The organism is Bradyrhizobium sp. JR4.1, from assembly GCF_040548605.1.
In the GTDB taxonomy this organism is placed as follows: Bacteria; Pseudomonadota; Alphaproteobacteria; order Rhizobiales; family Xanthobacteraceae; genus Bradyrhizobium; species Bradyrhizobium canariense.
Window position 1 is genome coordinate 196658 of record NZ_JBEPRY010000007.1, and the last position, 20291, is coordinate 216948.

The following is a 20291-nucleotide window of genomic DNA, read 5'->3' on the forward strand; positions in this document are numbered from 1 at the left end:
TTCTGCCCATGGGCGTGGCACTGGACGACGTTTTCATCGACGAGATCAGCTTCCCGGCGACCGACGGGTATGCGCTGGCCGGCACGCTATTTCTGCCGCGCGGCACCAAACGCCATGCCGTGCTGGTGAATTCGGCGACTGCCGTCCCGCGAAAAATCTATCGCGGCTTTGCCTCCTATCTCGCCCATCGCGGCTGCGCGGTCCTGACCTACGACTATCGCGGCATCGGCGACTCCCGGCTGCCGGCGATGGTCGGCTACAACCAGCCGAAATCGCTGGTCGGCTTCAAGGCCTCGATGTCGGACTGGGCCGCGCTCGACGTCACCGCCGCAGTGCACTGGATGCGGGAGCGCTACAACACCCTGCCCTTAGCCTATGTCGGTCACTCCTTTGGCGGCCAGGCGCTCGGGCTGATCGCCAACAACGCGGACATCTCGCGCGCCGCGTTCGTGGCCTCGCAGGCGGCGACCTGGCGGCTGATGACATCGCCGGAAAAATACCGCGTCTTCGCTTTCATGAATCTTGTCGGTGTGCCGCTCGTCCACGCGCTCGGTTACGCGCCGGGCTGGGCCGGCATCGGTGAGGATTTACCCAAGGGCGTCTTCCTGCAATGGGCCGAGTGGGTTTCGAGCCCCCGTTATCTCTTCGATTCAAAGCTGCCGGCGCTGGAGAATTTCGCCAGATTCAAGGGCGAGCTGCGCACACTCTGCTTCTCCGACGATCCCTGGGCAACGCAGCCCGCGGTCGAGTTGCTTGCGAGCGGATTCACCGCGATCAAGCCGGAGGTGCTCAACGTGAAGCCGTCCGACGTCGGCGCCAAGGCGATCGGCCATTTCGGCTTCTTCCGCCCCGACCATCGCGACACGCTGTGGCGTGGCGTCGCGGAATGGATCCAGGGGGAATGAGAATACAGCATGAAAGGCGTGGACCGACACATGCTCCTTCCCTGAGTGAAGCAGACCTGAGCACGATGATCCGGCATTTCGTCTTGTGACCCCGGACGAACGTCGGTGCTAGCCGAAAGCAGCTCTGCGTGCTTTGATGCGCAGGGCCATATATCTTATTTTAGAGGCCATTTTATTAGAGGCCATTTTGACCGGCGAGCGCGTGGAACGACGACTTGCAGCGGTATTGGCTGCCGATGTCGCCGGTTACAGCCGTCTCATGGGCGCTGACGAGGAAGGCACGCTGGCCCGGCTGAAGGCGGCTCGAAGGATCGTTGTCGACCCCACGATCGCTGCGCATCGCGGCCGCATCGTCAAGACCACCGGCGACGGCATGCTGGTCGAGTTTGCGAGTGCGGTGGACGCCGCGCGCAGTGCGGTCGAAGTCCAGCGCAGAATGGCGGCGCAGAACGCCGACGTCTCCGCGGCAATGAGGATCGATTTCCGGATCGGCATCCACATCGGCGACATCATCATCGATGACAACGACATCTTCGGCGATGGCGTCAACATTGCCGCGCGCCTTGAAGGAATAGCCGACCCCGGCGGCATCTGTATCTCCGACGATGCTCGTCGGCAGATTCGCGGCAAGATAGACGTCGTCTATAACGATATGGGTCTGCAAGCACTCAAGAATATCGCCGAACCGATGCATGCATGGCGCCTCCTTGTCGATGCGAATTCCTCTGCAGCATCAACGCCAGCACAAGCGCCCGAAATTGCGCAACCGCTGGCGCTTCCGGACAAGCCGTCCATCGCGGTGCTGCCGTTCCAGAACATGAGTCCCGATCCGGACCAGGAGTTCTTCGCGGACGGAATCGCGGAGGACGTCATCACGGCATTGTCGCGATATTCCTCACTGTTCGTCATCGCCCGCAATTCGTCATTTTCCTTCAAGGGACGCGCGGTAGACGTAAAACAAGTCGGCCGCGAACTGGGCGTTCGCTATGTGCTTGAGGGCGGCCTGCGAAAATCCGGCAACCGCGTCCGAGTCACCGCACAGCTTGTCGAAGCAGAGACAGGCAATCATGTCTGGGCGGAACGCTACGACCGCGATATAGCCGACATCTTCTCCGTACAGGATGACATCGCGCAGTCCACGACCATCGCCATTGCGCCGGTCATTGCCGGCGCCGAGCAACAGCGGGCAATGCGCAAGCCACCCGCAAGTCTTGATGCCTGGGGTGCCTACCAGCGTGGGATGTGGCATCTCGGCAAAGCGAGTACCGAGGATGATGCGCTTGCCGGAGAATTCTTTCAGCGGGCCATCGATCTCGATCCGATGTTCGCGTCCGGATATATCGGGCTCTCCACCGTGCTCAGTCGGTCGAAAGGAACACAAGTCGAAGAAGAAGAATTGGCGCGACGCGCGGTCGCTCTGGATCGCGGCAACGCAGACGCCCACTCACGCCTGGGGCTGGCGCTCAACGCTCGGGGCGATCACGGCGGAGCACGTGCGCAGGCCGAGCGTGCGCTGGCACTCTGCCCGAATCTCGCACCGGCTCACGGAGCGCTGGGCGTCATTCTCGCGTATTCTGGCTGTCCCAAAGAGGGCCTCGTCGCCCTCGAGACGTGCATTCGGCTGGACCCTCGTGACCCATCGCTGGTGAATCGCTTGAACCAGGTCGCGTTGGCTCACTATTTTTGCCGGGACTACACGGCCACAGTCGAGGCGGCGGAGCGCGCGATCCGAACATTTCCCGATTTTCCCTCCCCCTACCGCTGGCTTGCCGCAGCTCTCGGCCAACTCGGTCGAACCGCTGAAGCCGACGATGCGCTGCAGAAAGCAATCGCAATTTCATCGGCATCCTTCGAGTTTCAGGTCCGTCAACGGCCACCGTGGTTTCGGCCAGAAGATCACGCCCTCATGTTGGACGGTCTTCGTAAAGCCGGTTGGGAGGATTGAAGAGGCAGTTGACCGATTTCCATTCACGGCCCGTCGTGTCGGTGATGTAGCGCGGGGTCCGACGCAAGCGGCAAGCCGCCGGCCTGGGCGCGAACCGCCGCGGTTGCAGTCGGAACGACGAGTATGCGTCCTAGCGAATGATTGTCGTCAGCGACGAATAGCGCTTGTTCGGCTTGGCTTCGCCGGGCGCGAATTGCGCAAAGGCGTCGCTGACGCGGACGGCCGGCGGCGTATCGCCGGCGAAACGAAACTCCTTTGGCCGCGGCGCGTAGAAGCTGGCGCTGTAATAAGCATCGTCGAAGCGCGCCTCGCCGATCCCGAACATTGCGTCGCACGCGAACAGAAGTACGTAGACTCCCGCGACCGCGACGACGACCTCCCTGAGAACTGACATTGCTGATGCCCCACGCTGTTGCAGGCAGGATGCACGCCGGTTCCAAAGCCGGGGTTTATGGCCGTATAGTTCTTGTCCGCAGGGTTTGCCGCCGCTGAGCGGAATGCAGACAATTTTACCGATCTCGAAAAAAGAGCCCGCCGGACCGGGTGATCAGGCGGGCTCAAGGCTTGGCCGCTCGGGAGGTATCAAACGGCCAGATTCATCCAGACAGCCTTGGGCTCGGTGAAATTGTCGAGCGCGGCGGTGCCGTGCTCGCGGCCGAGGCCGGAGTCGCGCTCGCCGCCCCAGGGCAGGCGCACGTCGGTGTAGCCATAGGTGTTCATCCAGACCGTGCCCGCGCGCGCCCGCTTGGCGAAGCGCTGCAGCTTGCCGATGTCGCGGCTCCAGACGCCGGCGGCGAGGCTGTAAGCCGTGCCGTTGGCAATCCGCAAAGCGTCGGCCTCGTCCTTGAACTTGATGACGCTGACGACGGGGCCAAAGATCTCTTCCTGCGAGATCCGCATCTCATGCGCGACATTCGCGAACACCGCGGGGCTGATGAAGTAGCCGCGATCGCCTACCTTCTCGCCACCGGTGACGAGGGTCGCGCCCTCCTTCCGGCCGATATCAACATAATCGAGGACCGATTTCATCTGCTTCTCGGATATGACGGGGCCGAGCGTCGTCTTGCGGTCGAGCGGGTCGCCGATCCTGAGCGACTTTGCGCGCGCTGCCAGTCGCTCGACGACTTCGTCATAGGCCTTCTCCTGCACCAGCACGCGGGAGCCGGCCGAGCAGACCTGGCCGGCATTGAAGAAGATGCCGGAAGCCGCAGCTTTCGATGCGGCTTCGAGATCGGCATCGTCGAAAATAACGTTGGCCGACTTGCCGCCCAGCTCGAGCGAGACGCGCTTGAAGTTGCTTGCGGCGCCCTTCATGATTCCCCGCCCGACACCGGGAGAGCCGGTGAAGGTGACCTTGTCGACGTCGGGGTGATTGACCAGCGCGTCGCCGACGACGCGGCCGGGGCCAGTGACGACGTTGAAGACGCCCGCCGGCAGGCCGGCTTCAAGCGCGAGCTCGGCGATGCGTAGCGCCGACAACGAGGTCAGCTCGGCCGGCTTCATCACGATGGTGCAGCCGCAGGCCAGCGCCGGCGCAAGCTTCCACATCCCGATCATCAGCGGGAAATTCCAGGGCACGATCGCCGCGACCACGCCGACCGGCTCGCGCACGGTGTAGGTCAGGGCATCATCGCGCACGGGCACGACGTCGCCGCTGATCTTGTCGGCCCAACCGGCGTAGTAGATCAGCGTGTCGACGGCGGCCGGAAAATCCTGCCGCGATGTCGCGGAGATCGGCTTGCCGGCGTCGATCGATTCGAGTTCGATGATCTCCTCGGCGTGGGCCTTGAGCAGGTCAGCCCAGCGCAGCAGGATCTGGCCGCGTTCGGACGCCCGCATCGTGCGCCAGGAGCCTTCGAAAGCCCGGCGCGCGGCGGCGACCGCATGCTCGACATCGGCCTCGTTGCCTTCGGCGACGACGGCGATGACCTGCCCGGTGGCCGGATTGAGCGACTTGAAGGTGCGACCGGAGCTCGCCGCGACGCGGCGGCCGTCGATCAGCAGATGCTGTGGCCGGGACATGAACTCGGTGGCCGGCAAATGTGCAAAGTCATATGCAACAGACATCATATTTCCTCCAGTTCTGGTATGCCAGACTAGATGTCTGTCGAGCGGAGTAAATATGATATGGTTTGCAAATGGACGCTCCTGATATGAAGTCCAGTTCATAAAGAGGACCAATGCTTCAGATCGAGATCGAGGCCGTATGGCGGTTTCGCCGCGAGGGCAATCCGCGCACAGCCATCATCATGCTCGGCGTCCTCAACGAAATCCGGAGGACCGGGAAGATCACCAGCGCGGCCAAGGACGCGCACCTCTCCTATCGCCATGTCTGGAATCTGATCGAGCAATGGTCGGAGTTCTTCGGGACACCGCTGGTCGAGACCCAGCGCGGCAAGGGCTCAAAGCTCACACCGTTTGGCGAGCGGCTGGTGTGGGCGGGCGAGCGCATGCAGGCCCGGCTCGGACCTCAGCTTGAAAACCTCGCGCAGGAACTGGCGAGCGAGATCAAACCGTTCCTCGAGCAGCGCCCGTCGGTGATCCGCGTACATGCCAGCCACGGTTTTGCGGTCGCAAAACTGCGCGAATTCCTCGACCGCGAGCCCGGCATCGGCGTCGATCTGCGATATGTCAGCAACCAGCATTCGCTGGTCTCGCTGGCGCAGGGCGCCTGCGATCTCTCCGGCCTGCACCTGCCGCACGGCGCGCTGCGCGCCCAGGGCATCAGGGCTGCGCGCGAATGGCTCGATCCGCGCGAGGATCGAATCATCAGCTTCGTCACACGCGAAATGGGATTGATGGTCGCGCGCGGCAATCCGCTGCGCATCGCTTCACTTGATGATCTCACCGGACCAAAAGTCCGCTTCGTCAACCGCGACCACGATTCCGGCACGCGGCTCCTGTTCGACCAACTGCTCGCGGCAAGCGGAATTGACGAGAGCCGCATCAACGGCGCGCAGCAGATCGAGTTCACCCACGCCGCGGTCGCAGCCTATGTCGCCAGCGGCATGGCGGATGCGAGCTTCGGCGTCGAAGCCGCCGCCCGGCATTTCGGCCTCGATTTCATCCGGCTCCTGACCGAGGATTATTTCTTCGTCTGCAAGCGCGCGTTCCTGGACACCGGGCCGATGCAGCGCATCCTGGAGATCATCCGCGGCGCCGATTTTCGCGCGGCCGTCGCCACCCTGCCGGGTTATGTGCCGTCGGACACCGGCACCGTCACCGGCGTGAAGGCGTTTCTGGAGCTGCATGCCGTGCGATGATGCCGAGCGATGCCGTCGCCTTGTCCGCGCCGGTCAGATCGCCGGCTCGTCCTTCAGCGCCGACAGGACCCGCTCGCCCTGCGCGGTCAGCCGGTACGTCACCAGCGGACGGCTCGACGGCGGCTTTCGCGCGAGCTCGACGATGTAGCCGCGCACCATCAGGGCTTCGAAGCTGCCGTAATAGCCGAACATGCTGATCTGGTTCTGCCTGAGCAGCTTGAACTCGCGCAAGAGACGGATCTCGTTGCCCGACAGCAGCGACCGGCGCACGCGCTGAACGAACCGCGCGCGCTGCTCGAACCAATTTTGGTCCGGCAGTTCGTGCAAGGCCGGTGCCGGGGCCCGTTCGCAGGGACGCGCGTCCTGCGCAATCTCGACCGTTACCTGCGGCAGGCACGGCATGCTGCTGCTGACAACCGCGTCCTTCGCGACGTCGAGCAACGCGAGCGGCCAGCGCCGCTTGTTGTCCACCATGACAGGTGCAGGCACGACGCTGTCGCGCACCAGCTGCTCGAAGCGTCCGGCGGTGACGCCGACATAGGCCGCCGCGCGACGGCGATCGACCAGACGCGTATCCGGCGCGACCTCGCAAACAATGTTCTCGTCCACCCCGGATCCCCTGGCGCCTCGTTGCGCATGGCATGACGGTCCGGCGGGACCGGCCAAGCCGGGCGCGAACCTAGGTGGGAGGAGCGTGCTCGAAAAGCACAGAATTTCGTACATATTGATGCCGTTTCGGCAACAGCTATAGTGGGCCGGGGATCCCATGCGCTTTCACTCACCGGCCATCCAGTACTTCCACGCCGTCCGCCGCACCGGTTCGATTCGGGCCGCGGCGCGCCTGCTGAACGTTGCCTCGTCGGCCGTAAGCCGCCAGATTCTCAAGCTCGAACAGGAGGTTGGGTCACCGTTGTTCGAGCGCAATGCGCGCGGCCTGACGCTGACGACGGTCGGCGAGATGTTGGCCCGGCACGTCATGAACGTGCTCCAGGACCTCGACCGCTTCCGCTCGGACGTCGCGTCCCTGTCGGGGACCTGGCACGGCACCGTCAGCATTGCCTGCATCGAGTCGCTCACGGAATCGGTGCTGCCGGACCTGATCGCCTCACATCGCGGCCGCGCCCGGCGCGTCAGCTTCACCACCGAGGTGAAGGGATCGTCGGATGTGCTGGAGGCCCTGAGCCGCGGCGAGGCCGACATCGGCATCGCCATGGCGCTGCGCCATCCGCCGGACCTGCGCCAGGTCGCCTTGAAACGGTTTCGCCTCGGCGCCGTCGTCGCGCGCGAGCATCCACTGGCGCGCCGCAAGACGGTCACCCTAACCCAATGTCTCGCCTTTCCCGTCATCCACGCGCTGCCGGAGCTGTCGATCTATCATCTGCTCCAGCCGCTGATCGCGCAGCTGTCCGAGACGCCGGAGCCTGCCATCCAGGCCAACTCGATCGACCTGATGCGCGAGCTCGCCGCGCGCGGCGTCGGCGTCGCCTTCCAGACCCAGCTCGGCATCGACAGGCTGTCGCGCGACAGCCGGCTCGTCTTCCTGCCACTCGACAATGCCGGCAGTCCGGTGTGGTCAGATCTCGGCATCTACGTTCGCGCCGAGCGCACCCTGCCCGCCCACACGGAATCCTTCCTCCAGGAGCTGGTGCGCGAGCTGGGCGAGCGCGAGCGGCGGGAAAACGCGGCCTATCCGCAGGTTGCGTGATGAAGCGTCGCAGTAGTTTCCCGGGATAGGGCCGACGGTCGACCATCTGATACCGTTTGTATTTTGCGGCTCATCCCTCGCGCCAGGATCCCGAAATGCCGCTAGCTCGGCTGAAGCCTTCGCGAATCCTCGGCATCGAGCGCTTCTCGGATTTCGCCGAGTTTCGCGCCAACGAGGTGCTCGGCCTCGGCATCAGCACGCCGCTCCGCCCGCGCGAATTCTCGCTGTCTCGCGCCATCCTGCCGCTCCAGGATGGGCTGTTCGTGCTCCAGCGCTCCTTTGCACGGCGATTTGAGGCCGAGATCGGCACGGACAATGGTGTCGGCCTCGTTGTCCCCCTCACGTTTCACTCCACCTCCAACGGCCGCGAGGTCGACAATTCAACGATTGCGATCATGCGCGGCAAAACCCCCGTAGACGCGATCGAGCATCATCCCAACACTTACCTGATGCTGCGCTTCAACTCGGACATGCGTCATCGCGGCTGGACGGATTTCGACACGGGCCTCGCATATGTTCGCGCGCAGGACCATCCGATGGCGCGATTGCGCGCCGCTATCCTGGAGATGTTCTCACTCGCCTCGGCGTGCAACGATCCCCGGCAATTCGAGGCGCTCAACCGACCCATCCAGGAGACGCTGCTCGCCTGTCTCGACGATGCCATGGCGCCGGCCGGCGGGCTGACCGCGCGACGCGGATCGTTCGCCAAGCACCGCAAGCTGATCGCGCGCCTCGATGAAATGGTCATGTGGTCCGGCAGCAAGGCACTCTACAGTGACGACCTGGCCTCTGCGCTCGGCGTATCCGTGCGTACGCTCCAGACCGCCGCGCACGCGGTGCACGGCGTGAGCCTGCACCACTATCTGCGTCTCAAGCGGCTGTGGTCCGCCCGCATCCAGCTCATGGTCGGAGGCGGCGGCATGAGCGTCAAGGCCGCAGCGCTCGGCAACGGCTTCTGGCATCTTGGTGAGTTCTCGCGCGGCTACAGATTGGCGTTCGGCGAGACGCCCTCCGAGACGCTGGCGCGGAGCCGACGTCCCTGAGCGCAGCCTTCGGGCTTTGAGCGGCCGTATTGTCACACTCAGCCGTGGCCGGGCCCCTTGCCCTGGCCGCCCTCGCTGAGGCGGTCGACCCAGGCAATGCCGATGGCGGAGATGATGAAGGTCAGGTGGATCAGCACCTGCCACATCACGCCGCTCTCGGTGAAATTGCTCCGCGTCGTGCCGAGATTGCCGGCCTCGATAAAGGTCCTGAGCAGCGAGATCGAGGAGATGCCGATGATCGCCATCGCAAGCTTGATCTTGAGCACGCTGGCGTTGACGTGGCTCAGCCATTCCGGCTCGTCCGGATGACCGCTGAGGTTCAGGCGCGAGACGAAGGTCTCGTAACCGCCGACGATCACCATCACCAGCAGGTTCGAAATCATCACGACGTCGATCAGCCCGAGCACGACCAGCATGATCTGCTGCTCGCTGGCGTCGAACGAGTGCACGACCAGGTGCCAGAGCTCCTTCAGGAACAGCAGCACATAGACGGCCTGCGCGACGATCAGGCCGACATAAAGCGGGACCTGCAGCCAGCGCGAGCCAAAGATGAGTTGGGCAAACGGGCCGATTTGCGGCGCCGACACGGTATCCACCGAAGGTGCTTTGGATTCGGACGTCATTGATCACTCCGGATGATGGACAGGCGCGCTGCCTCAGAGACTCGCGATCACAGGCGCGAGCTCGAGCGAGCCGCGATAGATCATCTCGAAGGCGACGTAAACGATGATGGCGAGGCCGACATAGCCGATCCAGCGCTGCTTCTGGAGCACGCGGCCGAGCAAATCGGCGGCGACGCCCATCAGCGCGACCGACAATAACAGGCCGAAGGCGAGGATGTAGGGATGCTCGCGCGCGGCGCCCGCGACCGCGAGCACGTTGTCGAGCGACATCGAGACGTCGGCGGCGACGATCTGCACGGCCGCCTGCCTGAAGGTCTTTCGGGAGGCAGGAGCAGCGCCGCTGCCACCATGGCTGAACGCGAGCTCGTTCGCATGCGCGGACTGCTCGCGCAGCTCCCGCCACATCTTCCAGCACACCCAGAGCAGCAGCACGCCGCCGGCGAGCAACAGCCCGATCACTTGCAGAAGCTGGGTCGCGACGCCGGCAAAGACGATGCGCAGGGCGGTCGCGGCGATGATGCCGACGACGATGGCGCGCCGGCGCTGCTCGGCCGGCAGGCCGGCTGCGGCAAGGCCGATGACGACGGCGTTGTCGCCGGCGAGCACGAGGTCGATCAGGACGACCTGAAGCAGCGCGGTCAGCGCTTCGGTGGTGATGAATTCAGTCATGATTGGTCATTTTTCGGTGCGGACGGATCGAGCCATTGCGGCTTCTTCCGCTCGACCCAATCCAAAACCTTGCTGCGCGCGGATCGCAGCGCGGGCACGTCTTCCGCGAGCAAAGCGAGGCCGAGCGGGAGCATCCAGACGCCGAGCACCGGCAGGAAGGAGAGCACACCACCGACAATGAGCAGCGCGCCCGAAGGGATTCTCACCCAGCGGCTGGACGGCTTGAGCAGATAGGCGACGCTGTCGCCCATGCGCGGCGGCAGGCGACGGACGAGCTTGTCGAGGCGCCGGTCGCCGCCGGCCATCTGGCCGGTAGCGCCAGCAGTCCCTGTCTTATCCTCGTCCGAAACTGCGCTCATGCTTACTCCTCGGCGGCGATGCGCTGTTCGGCGCGCACTGCACGGGGCGCCACCTGCTTTGCACGAGGCAGCACCAGCGTCAGCAGGCGCAACAGCTTGATCGCCTGCACTTCGTGGGGATGCACGTCCTCGTCCGCGGCCGCGACGCGCTCCGACAGTTCCATGAGGTGAGACGACAGCGGCAGGTCCGAAACCGGACGCAAATTGTCGAACACCACATTGGCGAAATCCGGCTCCTCGAGACGTTCGGCAAGCTCGTCGAACATCGCGTAGAGCCGGTCGTCCGATATGTGCGGTGCCAGCTTGCGATCCCGGATGAACCGGACAACCTCGTCGCGTTCGACCGGCGAAACTTGCCGGTCGGCAACGGCAACCAGCGCGCCGACGATCACAAGCGCCACCGCAGCCTGCTCGTTCAGGCTGGACGGCTCGGTGATTTCGATTTCGATCGGATTGGAATGCTTGGCGTCGGACATCGTTGCTCCCTTATCTTGCGAAATGACCGCACGGAGCTGCGATGGGGACGATTGGGTCGGAGAGGCTCTCAAGAAGGCCCGACGATCGGCCGATCCATCGCATTCGCGCGGGACAGGTCATCCGACATCACGAGGTTTTGCCGACAGCGTCGGCGTCCTCGCCAGAGGGGCCCGGATTCTTGTTCGTTTCACACATAAAGATGGGGCTGTCGGAATCAAGACGACGCGACTGCGACCAGCCGCCGCATCGGGTTCCGTGTTGCGACCGAGCCCGTGTTACCCCACGCGCTCGACAAGATGCGCCCGCGAGGGTGACGGCTCGAACCTGTCGCCGAAATACTGCGTCTCGTGCGCCACGAGGCCGTCGCGGAATTCCATGATGCTCACGACGTAGGACGGCACGCCGTCATAGGTCAGCACGAATTCGCTCACCCAGAGATCGTTACCGCCGACGATGCGCCGAACCGTGAAGCGCTTCTTGTTCGGTTGTACGAACCGGCTCTGCTGGATGTTGCTGCGACCGCGAATCCGCTCGCCGGATTGCGGATAGTCGAGCACCGCGTCCTCGCGGTAGATGTCGTGCTCGGCCTCGAAATCGTTCGCGTCCGAAGCGTCCCAATGGCGCTGGAGCGCGGCCAGCTTACCCTGATCATCCATCGTGATCTCCCGTTTGACTGTGTTCTCGTTATGCCATCTGAGATTGGCCTCAAGGCCGCCGGTGGCAAGGCTTGCTCGCAACGTCTAACAACGACTAACGAGCCAAAAACCCCATCCGAATGCAAGGATGACGGCAGAACCGCGCAGTCAGATCGGGAACACGCAATGGCAAATCTGCTTTCGGTCAATGTCGGCCTGCCGCGCGACGTCGCCTGGCAGGGTCGGACCGTCCACACCGGCATCTGGAAGGCGCAGGTCGCAGGCCCGCGCAGGGTGCGCCGGCTCAACATCGATGGCGACGGCCAGGGCGATACGGCCGGGCATGGCGGCGAACATCGTGCCGTATTCGTCTATCAGGAGGAATCCTACCGGTACTGGCAGGAGCATCTGGGTCGATCGAACCTCGTTCATGGCCAGTTCGGCGAGAACTTTACGGTCGAGGGCCTCGCCGACACCAGCGTGTGCATCGGAGACCGCTACAGGATCGGCTCCGCGCTGTTCGAAGTGACCCAGCCGCGCGTCACCTGCTACCGGCTCGGCATTCGCATGGACGAGCCGGACATGGCCGCACTGCTCGTCAGGCACGGCCGGCCCGGGTTCTATTTTCGCGTGATCGAGGAAGGCGACGTCGAGGCCGGTGACGAGATCACGCAGATCGCCGTGGGACCCGAGCGCATGAGCGTGTCCGAGATCAATGCGCTGCTTTATCTGCCGCCGCATCCGCGCGAACGCCTCGAGCGCGCGCTGCGGATCCCCGCGCTGAGTCGCGGCTGGCACCGTTCCTTCGAGGCGCTGCTCGAGCAGAAGGACAACAAGACCGCGGGAAACGCCGGGCTTGGGCCGGCGGCGAGCCCTCCTCCGGCCTGGCGCGGATTGCGCTCCTTTCGCGTGGCGCGCAAGATCGCCGAAAGCGGCAACGTGACGTCGCTGATCCTCGAACCCGCCGACGGGCATCCCGTGGCGGCCGCCCTGCCCGGTCAATTCGTCGTCATCAGGCTCGAACCTTCCGGTGCGCAGGCGATGACGCGCAGCTATTCGCTCTCGAGCGGCGCCGATGCCGCGTCCTATCGCATCAGCATCAAGCGCGAAGTTCACGGCGCCGCCAGCCGTTACATCGCCGACGAGCTGGTGGACGGCGCTGCCGTGCAGCTCGGTGCACCACGCGGCAGTTTCACGCTACGACCGGGGGCCCGGCCTGTCATCCTGCTGAGCGCCGGTATCGGCGTCACCCCGGTGCTCGCGATGCTCCACGCTCTCGCCGCCGAAGGCACGACGCGGGACGTATGGTGGCTGCACGGCACCCGCAACGGCCGCGAACATGCGTTCGCCGCCGAGACGCGCGAATTGCTAGGTGGGCTCTCTCATCACCATAGCCACGTCTGCTACAGCGCGCCTGACCCGGGCGATCGTCTCAATGTGGCGTTCGATACGGTCGGACATCTCGACGCACGCCTGCTCCAGAGCCTGAGCGTGCCGCGCGACGGCGATTTCTATCTGTGCGGACCGGCAGCTTTCATGAGCGATCTGAAAGCTGGCCTCACCACGTTGGGCATCGCACCGGATCGCATCCACACCGAATTGTTCGGCGCCGGACCATCCTTGACGCCTGGCATAGCGTCCTCCCCGCAGAAGCGAGCGCACTCGCCGGTCGGCGCTCCTGGCCCCGGCCCGATGGTTTCGTTCGCCCGCAGCGGCCTCAACGTGTGCTGGGGACCGGCCTATGCCAGCCTGCTGGAATTGGCCGAAGCTTGCGACGTCCCCGTGCGCTGGTCGTGCCGGACCGGCGTGTGCCACAATTGCGAGAGCGGATTGATCGCGGGGACGGTCGACTATGCGCCGGATCCGCTCGATCCGCCGGCGGACGGCAATGTCCTGATCTGCTGCGCACGGCCCCGAAACGACGTCGTGATTGATCTGTAAAACTGGGAGAGCGTAATGCGACCTGACATCATGCCGGGAGTAACCTTCCCGGATTACGAGCTCAGCGACCACACCGGCAAGCACCGAAAGCTCTCCGAACTGCAGGCGGGCGATCCCATGGTGCTCGTGCTCGGCCGCGGCGGATACTGTCCGAAGGATCGCCGCCAGGCCGAAGGCTTGCTCCAGCTCCATCGCGAGATGGAGGTGGGCTATTGCCGGATGGTCACGATCACGACCGACAACATCACCCAGACCAGCGAATATCGCAGCGGCGTCGGAGCGCACTGGCCCTTCCTCTCGGATTCGCGGCGCCTCGTTCAGAAGGATCTCGACATCGCCGAATACACCGACCCCGTCCACAATCCGATGATTCCGCACGTGATCGTGCTCGAGCCCGGCCTCGTCATTCACAAGATCTACAACGGCTATTGGTTCTTCGGCCGTCCAACCGTCGAAGAGCTCCGCCAGGACCTCAGGGCAGTCGGCATGAAGTGCCGGCCGGATTGGGACATCACGACGCCCGGCCTTAGGGCACTGTGGGACCAGGGCCGCAAGGAGCATTTTCATCCCTACGGCAAGGCTTACGTCGAAACTCTCGGCGAACGGGATTAGAACCACATTCCGACATCGTCCGCTCGGGCGAATGCCGGCTTGGAATGTGGATGACCCAGATGAAGACCAATCCCGCGCCCCGTGCCGACCGCATGGGCGCGCGCCAGATCTACGAGGCCTTGAGAGATCAGATCCTGGCGCGGGTGTACGGGATCGACGGTTTGCTGCCGTCCTCCCGCGCGCTGGCCGGCGAGATGGGCGTGGCACGCTCGACCGTGACGATCGGCTACGAACAGCTCGCCGCCGAAGGCTTCATCGAGACACGCCATGGCGCGCGGCCGCGTGTGGCTCGCGCCGTCGTCGAGCGAGGACACGCGCGCGTAGTGTCGCGACCGTCGGCGCGGAAGGTGCGGCTGTCGGCTTTCGGGGACCGGTTGCTTCAAGACCCGCCGCGCTGGACCGAGCCGCCGCGCGGGCTCGTCGCCAACTTCCGCTATGGCGAGCTTGCGCCGTCGGATTTCCCGGTAGTGGCATGGAAGAAGGCCGTGACTGCTGCGATGGCACGCAAGCCCGAGCGGCTGGCCTATGATGACCCCTGCGGCGCGCTGCGGCTGCGGACCGCGCTCCAAGGCTATCTGTGGCGGTCGCGCAGCGTCCGCTGCGAGGTCGATCAGATCGTCGTCGTCAACGGCTCGCAGCAAGGCCTCGACATCTGCGCGCGCCTGCTGCTCGATGCCGGCGACCGCTTCGTGATGGAGGATCCCGGCTATCAGATGGCGCGGCATACTTTTGCGGCGACGGGCGCCAAGACGATCCCGATTCCCGTCGACGCGGATGGATTGGAGACAGCGCGGCTCGATGGCGTCGAAGCCCGCCTCGCCTATGTCACGCCGTCGCATCAATATCCGCTCGGCGGCGTCATGCCGATCGGACGCCGGCACCAATTGCTCGCCTGGGCCCGGACAAACGACGCCTACGTGATCGAGGACGATTACGACAGCGAGTATCGCTACGACACCAAGCCGATCCCGCCGCTGCATGCGCTGGAAGGCGGCGGCAACGTGATCTATCTCGGCACCGTCTCCAAGACGCTGTCGCCGACCTTGCGGATTGGATATCTGGTGGTGCCCAGCGCCCTGCGATCCCTGTTCGCCGCCGCCAAGCAGATCATGGACCGGCACACGCCGCTGATCGAACAGGACGCACTCGCGTCGATGCTGGAAAGCGGCGCCTATGACGGCCACATCAGACGCGTGCGCCGGCGCAACGCCGAACGCCAGCGCACGCTGCTCGACGCGCTTCGCCGCCGGTTCGGGGATCGCGTCCGGATCGAGGGCACGGCCGCCGGCCTGCACATCGTGGCGTGGTTCGACAACCTGCCACAGAAGCGAGAGGACGCGTTGATCAAGGCGGCCCATGCAAAGGGCGTCGGCATCTATCCCGTCTCGGCACTGTTCGTCGGACCTCGCCGACCGCGGAAGACAGTCGGCCTCGTCATGGGCTATTCGGCACTGGAGGTGTCACAGATCGAGCGCGGCTGCAGGCTTCTCGCACAGGCCGTCGCCGAACTGGACTGATTAAATAGGCGATAACTGGCAGTTTATTATAGGCCAGATTCCGGCTATCTCCAGACCAACACCGGAGATAGACCATGTACATCCCTCCCGCCTTCAAGGACGATATCGAGAGCATCCGGGCGACCATTCGCGGCGCCCGCCTCGCCAGTCTGGTCACGGCCACCACCGAAGGCCCGGTCGCCACACCGCTGCCGCTCTTTCTCGATGAGAGCGAAGGCGAGCATGGCGTGCTGTACGGACATGTGGCGAAAGCCAATCCGCAATGGAAACTGCCGCCGATCGGAGATGCGCTGGCGATCTTCAGCGGTCCCGACGCCTATGTGACGCCGTCCTGGTACGCGACCAAGCAGGAGACCGAAAAGGTCGTGCCGACCTGGAACTACGTCGCGGTGCATGCCTACGGCCCGGTCGAATTCTTCCAGGAGCCCGAGCGCCTGCTCGACGTCGTGACGCGGCTCACGAACAGGCACGAAGGATCGCGTGCAAAGCCGTGGGCCGTGACGGATGCCCCTGCGGATTTCATCGCCGCGCAATTGCGTGGAATTGTCGGCGTGCGCATTCCCGTCGTGCGGTTCGAAGGCAAGCGCAAGATGAGCCAGAACCGTCCCGAGGCCGACCGGGTCGGCGTCGCGCAAGGTCTCGCATTGAGCGAGAGCGCAGGTGATCGCGAGGTTGCTCCATTGATTCCGGTGCCGGTGTAGTGACCACTTGGTTCCCGACACTCGCTGTCGGGAACCATCCTCCTGTCAGGTTCGTTGATACATTTCAGCAAGCATCTCCTGACAGGATTCCCATGTGTCGCTGGATCGCATACCGTGGCGAGACCACGTCTTTCGAGCCCTATGTCACCGAGCCCGAGCATTCGCTGATCGCGCAAAGCATCCGCTCGCTCCAGTCGACGGCCGGCTCGAATGGCGACGGTTTTGGTCTCGGCTGGTACGGCGAGCATCCGGAGCCTGGGCTTTATCGTGAAACACGCCCGGCCTGGTCGGACGAGAATCTCCGCTATCTCTGCCGACATCTGCGCTCGCACCTCTTCTTCGCCCACGTGCGCGCCGCCACCGGCACGGCGGTGACACGGCAGAACTGTCATCCCTTTGCCTGCGGCCACTGGATGTTCATGCATAACGGTTTCGTCGGCAGCTGGAATCGCCTGCGGCGCAAGGTCGAGGCGCTGATCCCCGACGCCTACTATCCTTCGCGGACAGGCACGACCGATTCGGAAGCCGTATTTCTCGCCATGATGGGCGCGGGTCTCGACGCCGATCCGCTCGGCGCAACGCATCGCGTGCTGCGATCCCTTGTCGGCCTCGTCAACGAAGGCGAGCTTCGGGAGCGGCTACGCTTCACCAGCGCCATCGCCAACGGCCGGGATCTCTATGCCTTCCGGGTTGCGGTCAACGATGCCGCCAACACACTGTATTTTCGTGAGGCTGGCGGCCAGGTCATCGTCGTGTCCGAGCCTTTCGACAAGGAAACGGACTGGACGGAAGTGCCCGCGAATCACGCACTGATCGCACGTGCGTCCGAAAGCGCGAAAATTGTTCCGTTCGATCTTGCAATTTCCAGTGAGGCCGACGCGGAACCCGCTCCTGCCAGAAGGATTATCGCCCGCGGGTAAATACCTTGGTCGGGTGGCACGATGACATTGGCGTCAGACGTCTTGAAACTGCTGCGACTCGATTCCTCGGAAGGCAAGCAGCACCTCGTCATTCGCTCGGCCGGCGGACGCGGCAAGGCTGCGGAATATTCGTTCGGTATTGAGGAGGAATACTTCCTCGCCGATCGCCGCAGCCTGGAGGTCGCGATCCAGACCCCCAATGAGCTATTCGAATCTGCGAATTGGTCGACAGGCGGCCAGGCGATGCGGGAGATGTTGCAGTCGCAACTCGAGGTCGCCACCAACGTTCATGTCGACGTCGCCGACGCGCGCGAAGAACTTCGCTTCCTGCGTCGCGAAGTCGCAAACGTCGCAGCACAATACGGCTTCGTGATCATGGCCTGCGGCACGCATCCGACCGCGGTCTGGCGCATGTCGCAGCCGAGCCCGAAGCCGCGCTACGAGGAGATGATCGAGGATCTGCGCAGCATCGGTCACCGCAACCTGATGTGCGGTATGCACGTGCACGTCCAGTTGCCCGATCCCGAGAAGCGCATGGCGGTGATGCGAGCGACGCTGCCGCATCTGCCCTTGTTCATCGCCCTGTCGGCCTCCTCCCCATTCTGGAATTCACACAAGACCGGGCTGAAGGGCTATCGGCTCGCCGCCTATTCCGAGCTGCCGCGCACCGGCCTGCCCGAATTATTCGAGAGCCGCCAGGAATACGACGAATATGTCGGCGCGTTGCAGCGCTCCGGCGTGATCCCCGATGAAAGCCACATCTGGTGGGCCATGCGCCCCTCGATGAAGCACCCCACCCTCGAGCTGCGTGCGCCCGACACCTGCACCTTCGTCGACGACGCCGTTGCCATTGCCTCGCTCTATCGCTGCCTCACCCGCTATCTGTACCTCCGACCTCATCTCTCGAAAGAGGTCACCGCGGTCGAACGCGCGATTGCGGTGGAGAACAAATGGCGCGCCCAGCGCTACGGCACCGATTGCATCTTTGCGTCCAAGGACGGGCCGGTCGAGATCTCCGAGCTGCTCTCCCGCGTGATCGAGGACATCGCCGGGGACGCGGCCGCGCTGAACTGCGCCACCGAGGTCGAACACTGTCGCACCATCGTCGAACGCGGCAGCTCGGCGGAATTTCAGCTTCGCGCCTTCCGCGACAATGCGGACATCGCCGCGGTGGCGCGCTGGATTGCAAACGCGACGATCTCGGGCACGAGCGTCTCGACCGCAGGCGTTGCTGCTCCCTCATAGCGCCCGCGCAAGCTTCGGGAGCAACAATGTCGCTCCTGAATTCGGAAGGTGGCGGAGAGAACCATGAATCGCATCAAATGTTGCGCTGGCTGCGGCCATGGACTCATTCCGATGCTCTCAGCCAAAGGGCGCGCGGAGCTCAGCTGCCTGTGGTGCGAGCTCATCGAGGCGCGTGCGGCGGACATGGCGAAGTGGGCCGACAGCCCGTACGGCAAGCCCGAGCGGACCGTCCGTCGATCTTTCGAATGAACGGCTTCGGACACCGGGCCGCCGACTTCTCCTGATCGGCGCAGCTGCACGTCCGCGCCAGAATGCCGACAAAATAGACAAGACACCTCTCATCGCCGGGCTGGCAGACTTCGCGAACACGGCCATGCAGGCTGGTCAAGCGTGTCATCTAACCTCAGGTGCAACCTCGATTTTTCTTCGCGTGGCGGCTCGTTGCGAAGCCTTCGTGCCGCCTGGCTCCTCGACTGGCCCAAAATTCGCAAGGCAGCATCAGGCCTGATCCCCTGCTCTCCTGATTGCAGCAGCAAGATGCGTGCGCCGAGAGAGACCGGGTGAGCGGCCTAGAATCGGAGACTGCCATGAACGTGCATGCCGCCGGCGATCTCAAAATCACCGGCCTGACCCGCCCGGACGGCGCCCCCCTTCGCCTCAACGACCGGGATTTCGTGGCGATCGACCGCGACCGGAATGCGAAGTTCGAGGCGACGTACCGGCCGCAGGCCCTCTACAATCGCGCCAACGAGGGCTTTCACGCCAACAACGAAACTTTCCTGCTGCACGAGGTCGCGACCAACCTGCCGATCTATCTGCCCGACACCGGTCCGACAGATTTCCATCTTCATCTGCCACCGGGCGGCTTTCAGCTCGTACTGGTCACCTCGGGCGCGTTCACCTTCGACTATGACGGGCGCTTCTACAATGTCGGCCCCGGCGCGGTGATGCTGCAAAGCGCGATCGTGCACCGCCAGCTGTTCTACACTTGGTCGGGACTGTCGACCGAAGAGAATTTGAAGACGCCACAAACGGTGGCGCCGGATCCAATTTCCATGGGCTATTCCGGCAAATTCCTCGAAGCCTTCATCACCGATCCGACGACCTTTCCAAACCCGACCATTGTCGGCCCGGATCAGATCAACGAAGACGAGACGCCACGGGTGGCGTGGAGCCACTCTCTGCATGATCGCCCTGCGGACGCAGGCTTTTGGCTCCAGGACCCGCTGGCGCTCGATGCGCTGTTCAAGCCGCTCACCGACAGCCCGGTCAAATCATCCATGCCGGTCTATGTGCGCGACATCGGCATCGAAGTGCCGAGCGGTCATCTCGTCGCCGGCCACATCATCGCAACCGACCCGCGCGGCCAATCGCTGTTGCCCAAGAGCACGTCGGCAGCGGCGGACACCACCTGTTTCGCCAAGGGCGAGGTCGTGATCTACCGCGTGATCCGCGGCACGGCCGAATTCAGGAACAAGACTGGCGAGACCTTTGAGCTCACGGCCGGCGACGTGGTGACGGCAGGCAAGAACGCCACAAGCCTCGTCGGTATCGGTGAGAACACGCAGGTCCTTCGGCTCGGCCTTCTCAAAGGCATGAACGACCTCCGCAGCTGGACGCCGACGCAAAGACACGAGATCGACGGCCTCGCCGGTCAGATCATCACGCAGAAGGACATCCGTCCTCTGCGCACCGAGGGCAAGCCGGTCGGGTACCTCTACGGCTGAGCGC

The 20291-nt window shown here is 64.1% G+C and carries 20 protein-coding genes; 12 read left to right on the top strand and 8 right to left on the bottom strand.

Translation table 11 applies throughout. From position 1 onward, the window contains the following. The first annotated feature begins 8 nt into the window (after positions 1-8). Positions 9-905: an alpha/beta hydrolase family protein gene (locus tag ABIB90_RS17465; RefSeq protein ID WP_354161177.1), complete on the top strand. Its 897-nt coding sequence runs from the start codon at positions 9-11 to the stop codon at positions 903-905. Positions 906-1092: 187 nt separating this feature from the next. Further along, positions 1093-2850, top strand: a complete 1758-nt coding sequence (locus ABIB90_RS17470; RefSeq protein ID WP_354161174.1) for an adenylate/guanylate cyclase domain-containing protein — start codon at positions 1093-1095, stop codon at positions 2848-2850. 130 nt (positions 2851-2980) lie between these two features. On the opposite strand, the gene ABIB90_RS17475 is transcribed toward ABIB90_RS17470, so the two are convergent. Beyond that, complete coding sequence (locus ABIB90_RS17475) at positions 2981-3244, bottom strand: hypothetical protein (protein WP_354161171.1); 264 nt, start codon at positions 3242-3244, stop codon at positions 2981-2983. Between the two features lie 188 nt (positions 3245-3432). Further along, positions 3433-4917 (bottom strand): aldehyde dehydrogenase family protein, encoded by a 1485-nt coding sequence (locus ABIB90_RS17480; RefSeq protein ID WP_354161168.1) that lies wholly within the window; start codon positions 4915-4917, stop codon positions 3433-3435. A 113-nt stretch (positions 4918-5030) separates the two neighbouring features. Here ABIB90_RS17480 and ABIB90_RS17485 point away from each other — a divergent pair, with 113 nt between their 5' ends. Next, a complete protein-coding gene (locus tag ABIB90_RS17485) occupies positions 5031-6113 on the top strand; it encodes a substrate-binding domain-containing protein (RefSeq protein WP_354161165.1) in 1083 nt (360 codons plus the stop codon). Between the two features lie 33 nt (positions 6114-6146). Here the strand turns inward: ABIB90_RS17485 and ABIB90_RS17490 are convergent, their stop codons facing one another. After that, positions 6147-6722: a hypothetical protein gene (locus tag ABIB90_RS17490; RefSeq protein WP_354127846.1), complete on the bottom strand. Its 576-nt coding sequence runs from the start codon at positions 6720-6722 to the stop codon at positions 6147-6149. Positions 6723-6879: 157 nt separating this feature from the next. On the opposite strand from ABIB90_RS17490, the gene ABIB90_RS17495 reads away from it, so the two are divergent. Both ABIB90_RS17495 and ABIB90_RS17500 read left to right on the top strand, forming a co-directional pair. Continuing rightward, entirely contained in the window at positions 6880-7818 is a 939-nt protein-coding gene (locus ABIB90_RS17495) for a LysR family transcriptional regulator (RefSeq protein WP_007592541.1), read from the top strand. Positions 7819-7913: 95 nt separating this feature from the next. Continuing rightward, positions 7914-8861: a helix-turn-helix domain-containing protein gene (locus ABIB90_RS17500; protein WP_354161161.1), complete on the top strand. Its 948-nt coding sequence runs from the start codon at positions 7914-7916 to the stop codon at positions 8859-8861. A 38-nt stretch (positions 8862-8899) separates the two neighbouring features. Here the strand turns inward: ABIB90_RS17500 and ABIB90_RS17505 are convergent, their stop codons facing one another. The 5 genes from ABIB90_RS17505 to ABIB90_RS17525 form a co-directional block, all read right to left on the bottom strand. Beyond that, positions 8900-9484, bottom strand: coding sequence for a TIGR00645 family protein (locus ABIB90_RS17505; protein ID WP_354161158.1), 585 nt, complete (start codon positions 9482-9484; stop codon positions 8900-8902). 33 nt (positions 9485-9517) lie between these two features. After that, positions 9518-10153, bottom strand: a complete 636-nt coding sequence (locus tag ABIB90_RS17510; RefSeq protein WP_007592545.1) for a TerC family protein — start codon at positions 10151-10153, stop codon at positions 9518-9520. Continuing rightward, the gene (locus tag ABIB90_RS17515; RefSeq protein WP_354161155.1) at positions 10150-10512 is read right to left on the bottom strand and encodes a hypothetical protein; all 363 of its coding nucleotides are present in this window, start codon (positions 10510-10512) and stop codon (positions 10150-10152) included. The genes ABIB90_RS17510 and ABIB90_RS17515 overlap by 4 nt, the downstream gene beginning before the upstream one ends. A gap of 2 nt (positions 10513-10514) precedes the next feature. Next, entirely contained in the window at positions 10515-10988 is a 474-nt protein-coding gene (locus tag ABIB90_RS17520; protein ID WP_354201167.1) for a TerB family tellurite resistance protein, read from the bottom strand. A 276-nt stretch (positions 10989-11264) separates the two neighbouring features. Next, on the bottom strand, positions 11265-11645 hold the full coding sequence (locus ABIB90_RS17525) for a nuclear transport factor 2 family protein (RefSeq protein WP_354161149.1): 381 nt from the start codon (positions 11643-11645) through the stop codon (positions 11265-11267). Positions 11646-11810: 165 nt separating this feature from the next. Between ABIB90_RS17525 and ABIB90_RS17530 the strand changes: the two genes are divergently transcribed. The 7 genes from ABIB90_RS17530 to ABIB90_RS17560 all read left to right on the top strand — a co-directional run bounded on the left by ABIB90_RS17530 (position 11811) and on the right by ABIB90_RS17560 (position 20287). Then, complete coding sequence (locus tag ABIB90_RS17530; RefSeq protein WP_354201168.1) at positions 11811-13565, top strand: MOSC domain-containing protein; 1755 nt, start codon at positions 11811-11813, stop codon at positions 13563-13565. A gap of 15 nt (positions 13566-13580) precedes the next feature. Beyond that, entirely contained in the window at positions 13581-14177 is a 597-nt protein-coding gene (locus tag ABIB90_RS17535; RefSeq protein WP_354161143.1) for a redoxin domain-containing protein, read from the top strand. Between the two features lie 50 nt (positions 14178-14227). Continuing rightward, positions 14228-15694, top strand: a complete 1467-nt coding sequence (pdxR, locus tag ABIB90_RS17540) for a MocR-like pyridoxine biosynthesis transcription factor PdxR (RefSeq protein ID WP_354161140.1) — start codon at positions 14228-14230, stop codon at positions 15692-15694. Between the two features lie 74 nt (positions 15695-15768). Further along, positions 15769-16395, top strand: a complete 627-nt coding sequence (locus tag ABIB90_RS17545) for an FMN-binding negative transcriptional regulator (RefSeq protein WP_354161137.1) — start codon at positions 15769-15771, stop codon at positions 16393-16395. 92 nt (positions 16396-16487) lie between these two features. Next, positions 16488-17315, top strand: coding sequence for a class II glutamine amidotransferase (locus tag ABIB90_RS17550; RefSeq protein WP_354161134.1), 828 nt, complete (start codon positions 16488-16490; stop codon positions 17313-17315). A gap of 21 nt (positions 17316-17336) precedes the next feature. Beyond that, positions 17337-18560, top strand: a complete 1224-nt coding sequence (locus ABIB90_RS17555; protein ID WP_354161131.1) for a carboxylate-amine ligase — start codon at positions 17337-17339, stop codon at positions 18558-18560. A 587-nt stretch (positions 18561-19147) separates the two neighbouring features. After that, positions 19148-20287 (top strand): hypothetical protein, encoded by a 1140-nt coding sequence (locus ABIB90_RS17560; protein ID WP_354161128.1) that lies wholly within the window; start codon positions 19148-19150, stop codon positions 20285-20287. Positions 20288-20291: the final 4 nt, after the last annotated feature.

Excerpts from the sequence above, each read along its gene's own strand:
- ABIB90_RS17465 (WP_354161177.1), top strand. The coding sequence starts at position 9 with ATGGGCGTGGCACTGGACGACGTTTTCATCGACGAGATCAGCTTCCCG.
- ABIB90_RS17475 (WP_354161171.1), bottom strand. The coding sequence starts at position 3,244 with ATGTCAGTTCTCAGGGAGGTCGTCGTCGCGGTCGCGGGAGTCTACGTA.
- ABIB90_RS17480 (WP_354161168.1), bottom strand. The coding sequence starts at position 4,917 with ATGTCTGTTGCATATGACTTTGCACATTTGCCGGCCACCGAGTTCATG.
- ABIB90_RS17485 (WP_354161165.1), top strand. The coding sequence starts at position 5,031 with ATGCTTCAGATCGAGATCGAGGCCGTATGGCGGTTTCGCCGCGAGGGC.
- ABIB90_RS17495 (WP_007592541.1), top strand. The coding sequence starts at position 6,880 with ATGCGCTTTCACTCACCGGCCATCCAGTACTTCCACGCCGTCCGCCGC.
- ABIB90_RS17500 (WP_354161161.1), top strand. The coding sequence starts at position 7,914 with ATGCCGCTAGCTCGGCTGAAGCCTTCGCGAATCCTCGGCATCGAGCGC.
- ABIB90_RS17505 (WP_354161158.1), bottom strand. The coding sequence starts at position 9,484 with ATGACGTCCGAATCCAAAGCACCTTCGGTGGATACCGTGTCGGCGCCG.
- ABIB90_RS17510 (WP_007592545.1), bottom strand. The coding sequence starts at position 10,153 with ATGACTGAATTCATCACCACCGAAGCGCTGACCGCGCTGCTTCAGGTC.
- ABIB90_RS17515 (WP_354161155.1), bottom strand. The coding sequence starts at position 10,512 with ATGAGCGCAGTTTCGGACGAGGATAAGACAGGGACTGCTGGCGCTACC.
- ABIB90_RS17520 (WP_354201167.1), bottom strand. The coding sequence starts at position 10,988 with ATGTCCGACGCCAAGCATTCCAATCCGATCGAAATCGAAATCACCGAG.
- ABIB90_RS17525 (WP_354161149.1), bottom strand. The coding sequence starts at position 11,645 with ATGGATGATCAGGGTAAGCTGGCCGCGCTCCAGCGCCATTGGGACGCT.
- ABIB90_RS17530 (WP_354201168.1), top strand. The coding sequence starts at position 11,811 with ATGGCAAATCTGCTTTCGGTCAATGTCGGCCTGCCGCGCGACGTCGCC.
- ABIB90_RS17535 (WP_354161143.1), top strand. The coding sequence starts at position 13,581 with ATGCGACCTGACATCATGCCGGGAGTAACCTTCCCGGATTACGAGCTC.
- pdxR (WP_354161140.1), top strand. The coding sequence starts at position 14,228 with ATGACCCAGATGAAGACCAATCCCGCGCCCCGTGCCGACCGCATGGGC.
- ABIB90_RS17545 (WP_354161137.1), top strand. The coding sequence starts at position 15,769 with ATGTACATCCCTCCCGCCTTCAAGGACGATATCGAGAGCATCCGGGCG.
- ABIB90_RS17550 (WP_354161134.1), top strand. The coding sequence starts at position 16,488 with ATGTGTCGCTGGATCGCATACCGTGGCGAGACCACGTCTTTCGAGCCC.
- ABIB90_RS17555 (WP_354161131.1), top strand. The coding sequence starts at position 17,337 with ATGACATTGGCGTCAGACGTCTTGAAACTGCTGCGACTCGATTCCTCG.
- ABIB90_RS17560 (WP_354161128.1), top strand. The coding sequence starts at position 19,148 with ATGAACGTGCATGCCGCCGGCGATCTCAAAATCACCGGCCTGACCCGC.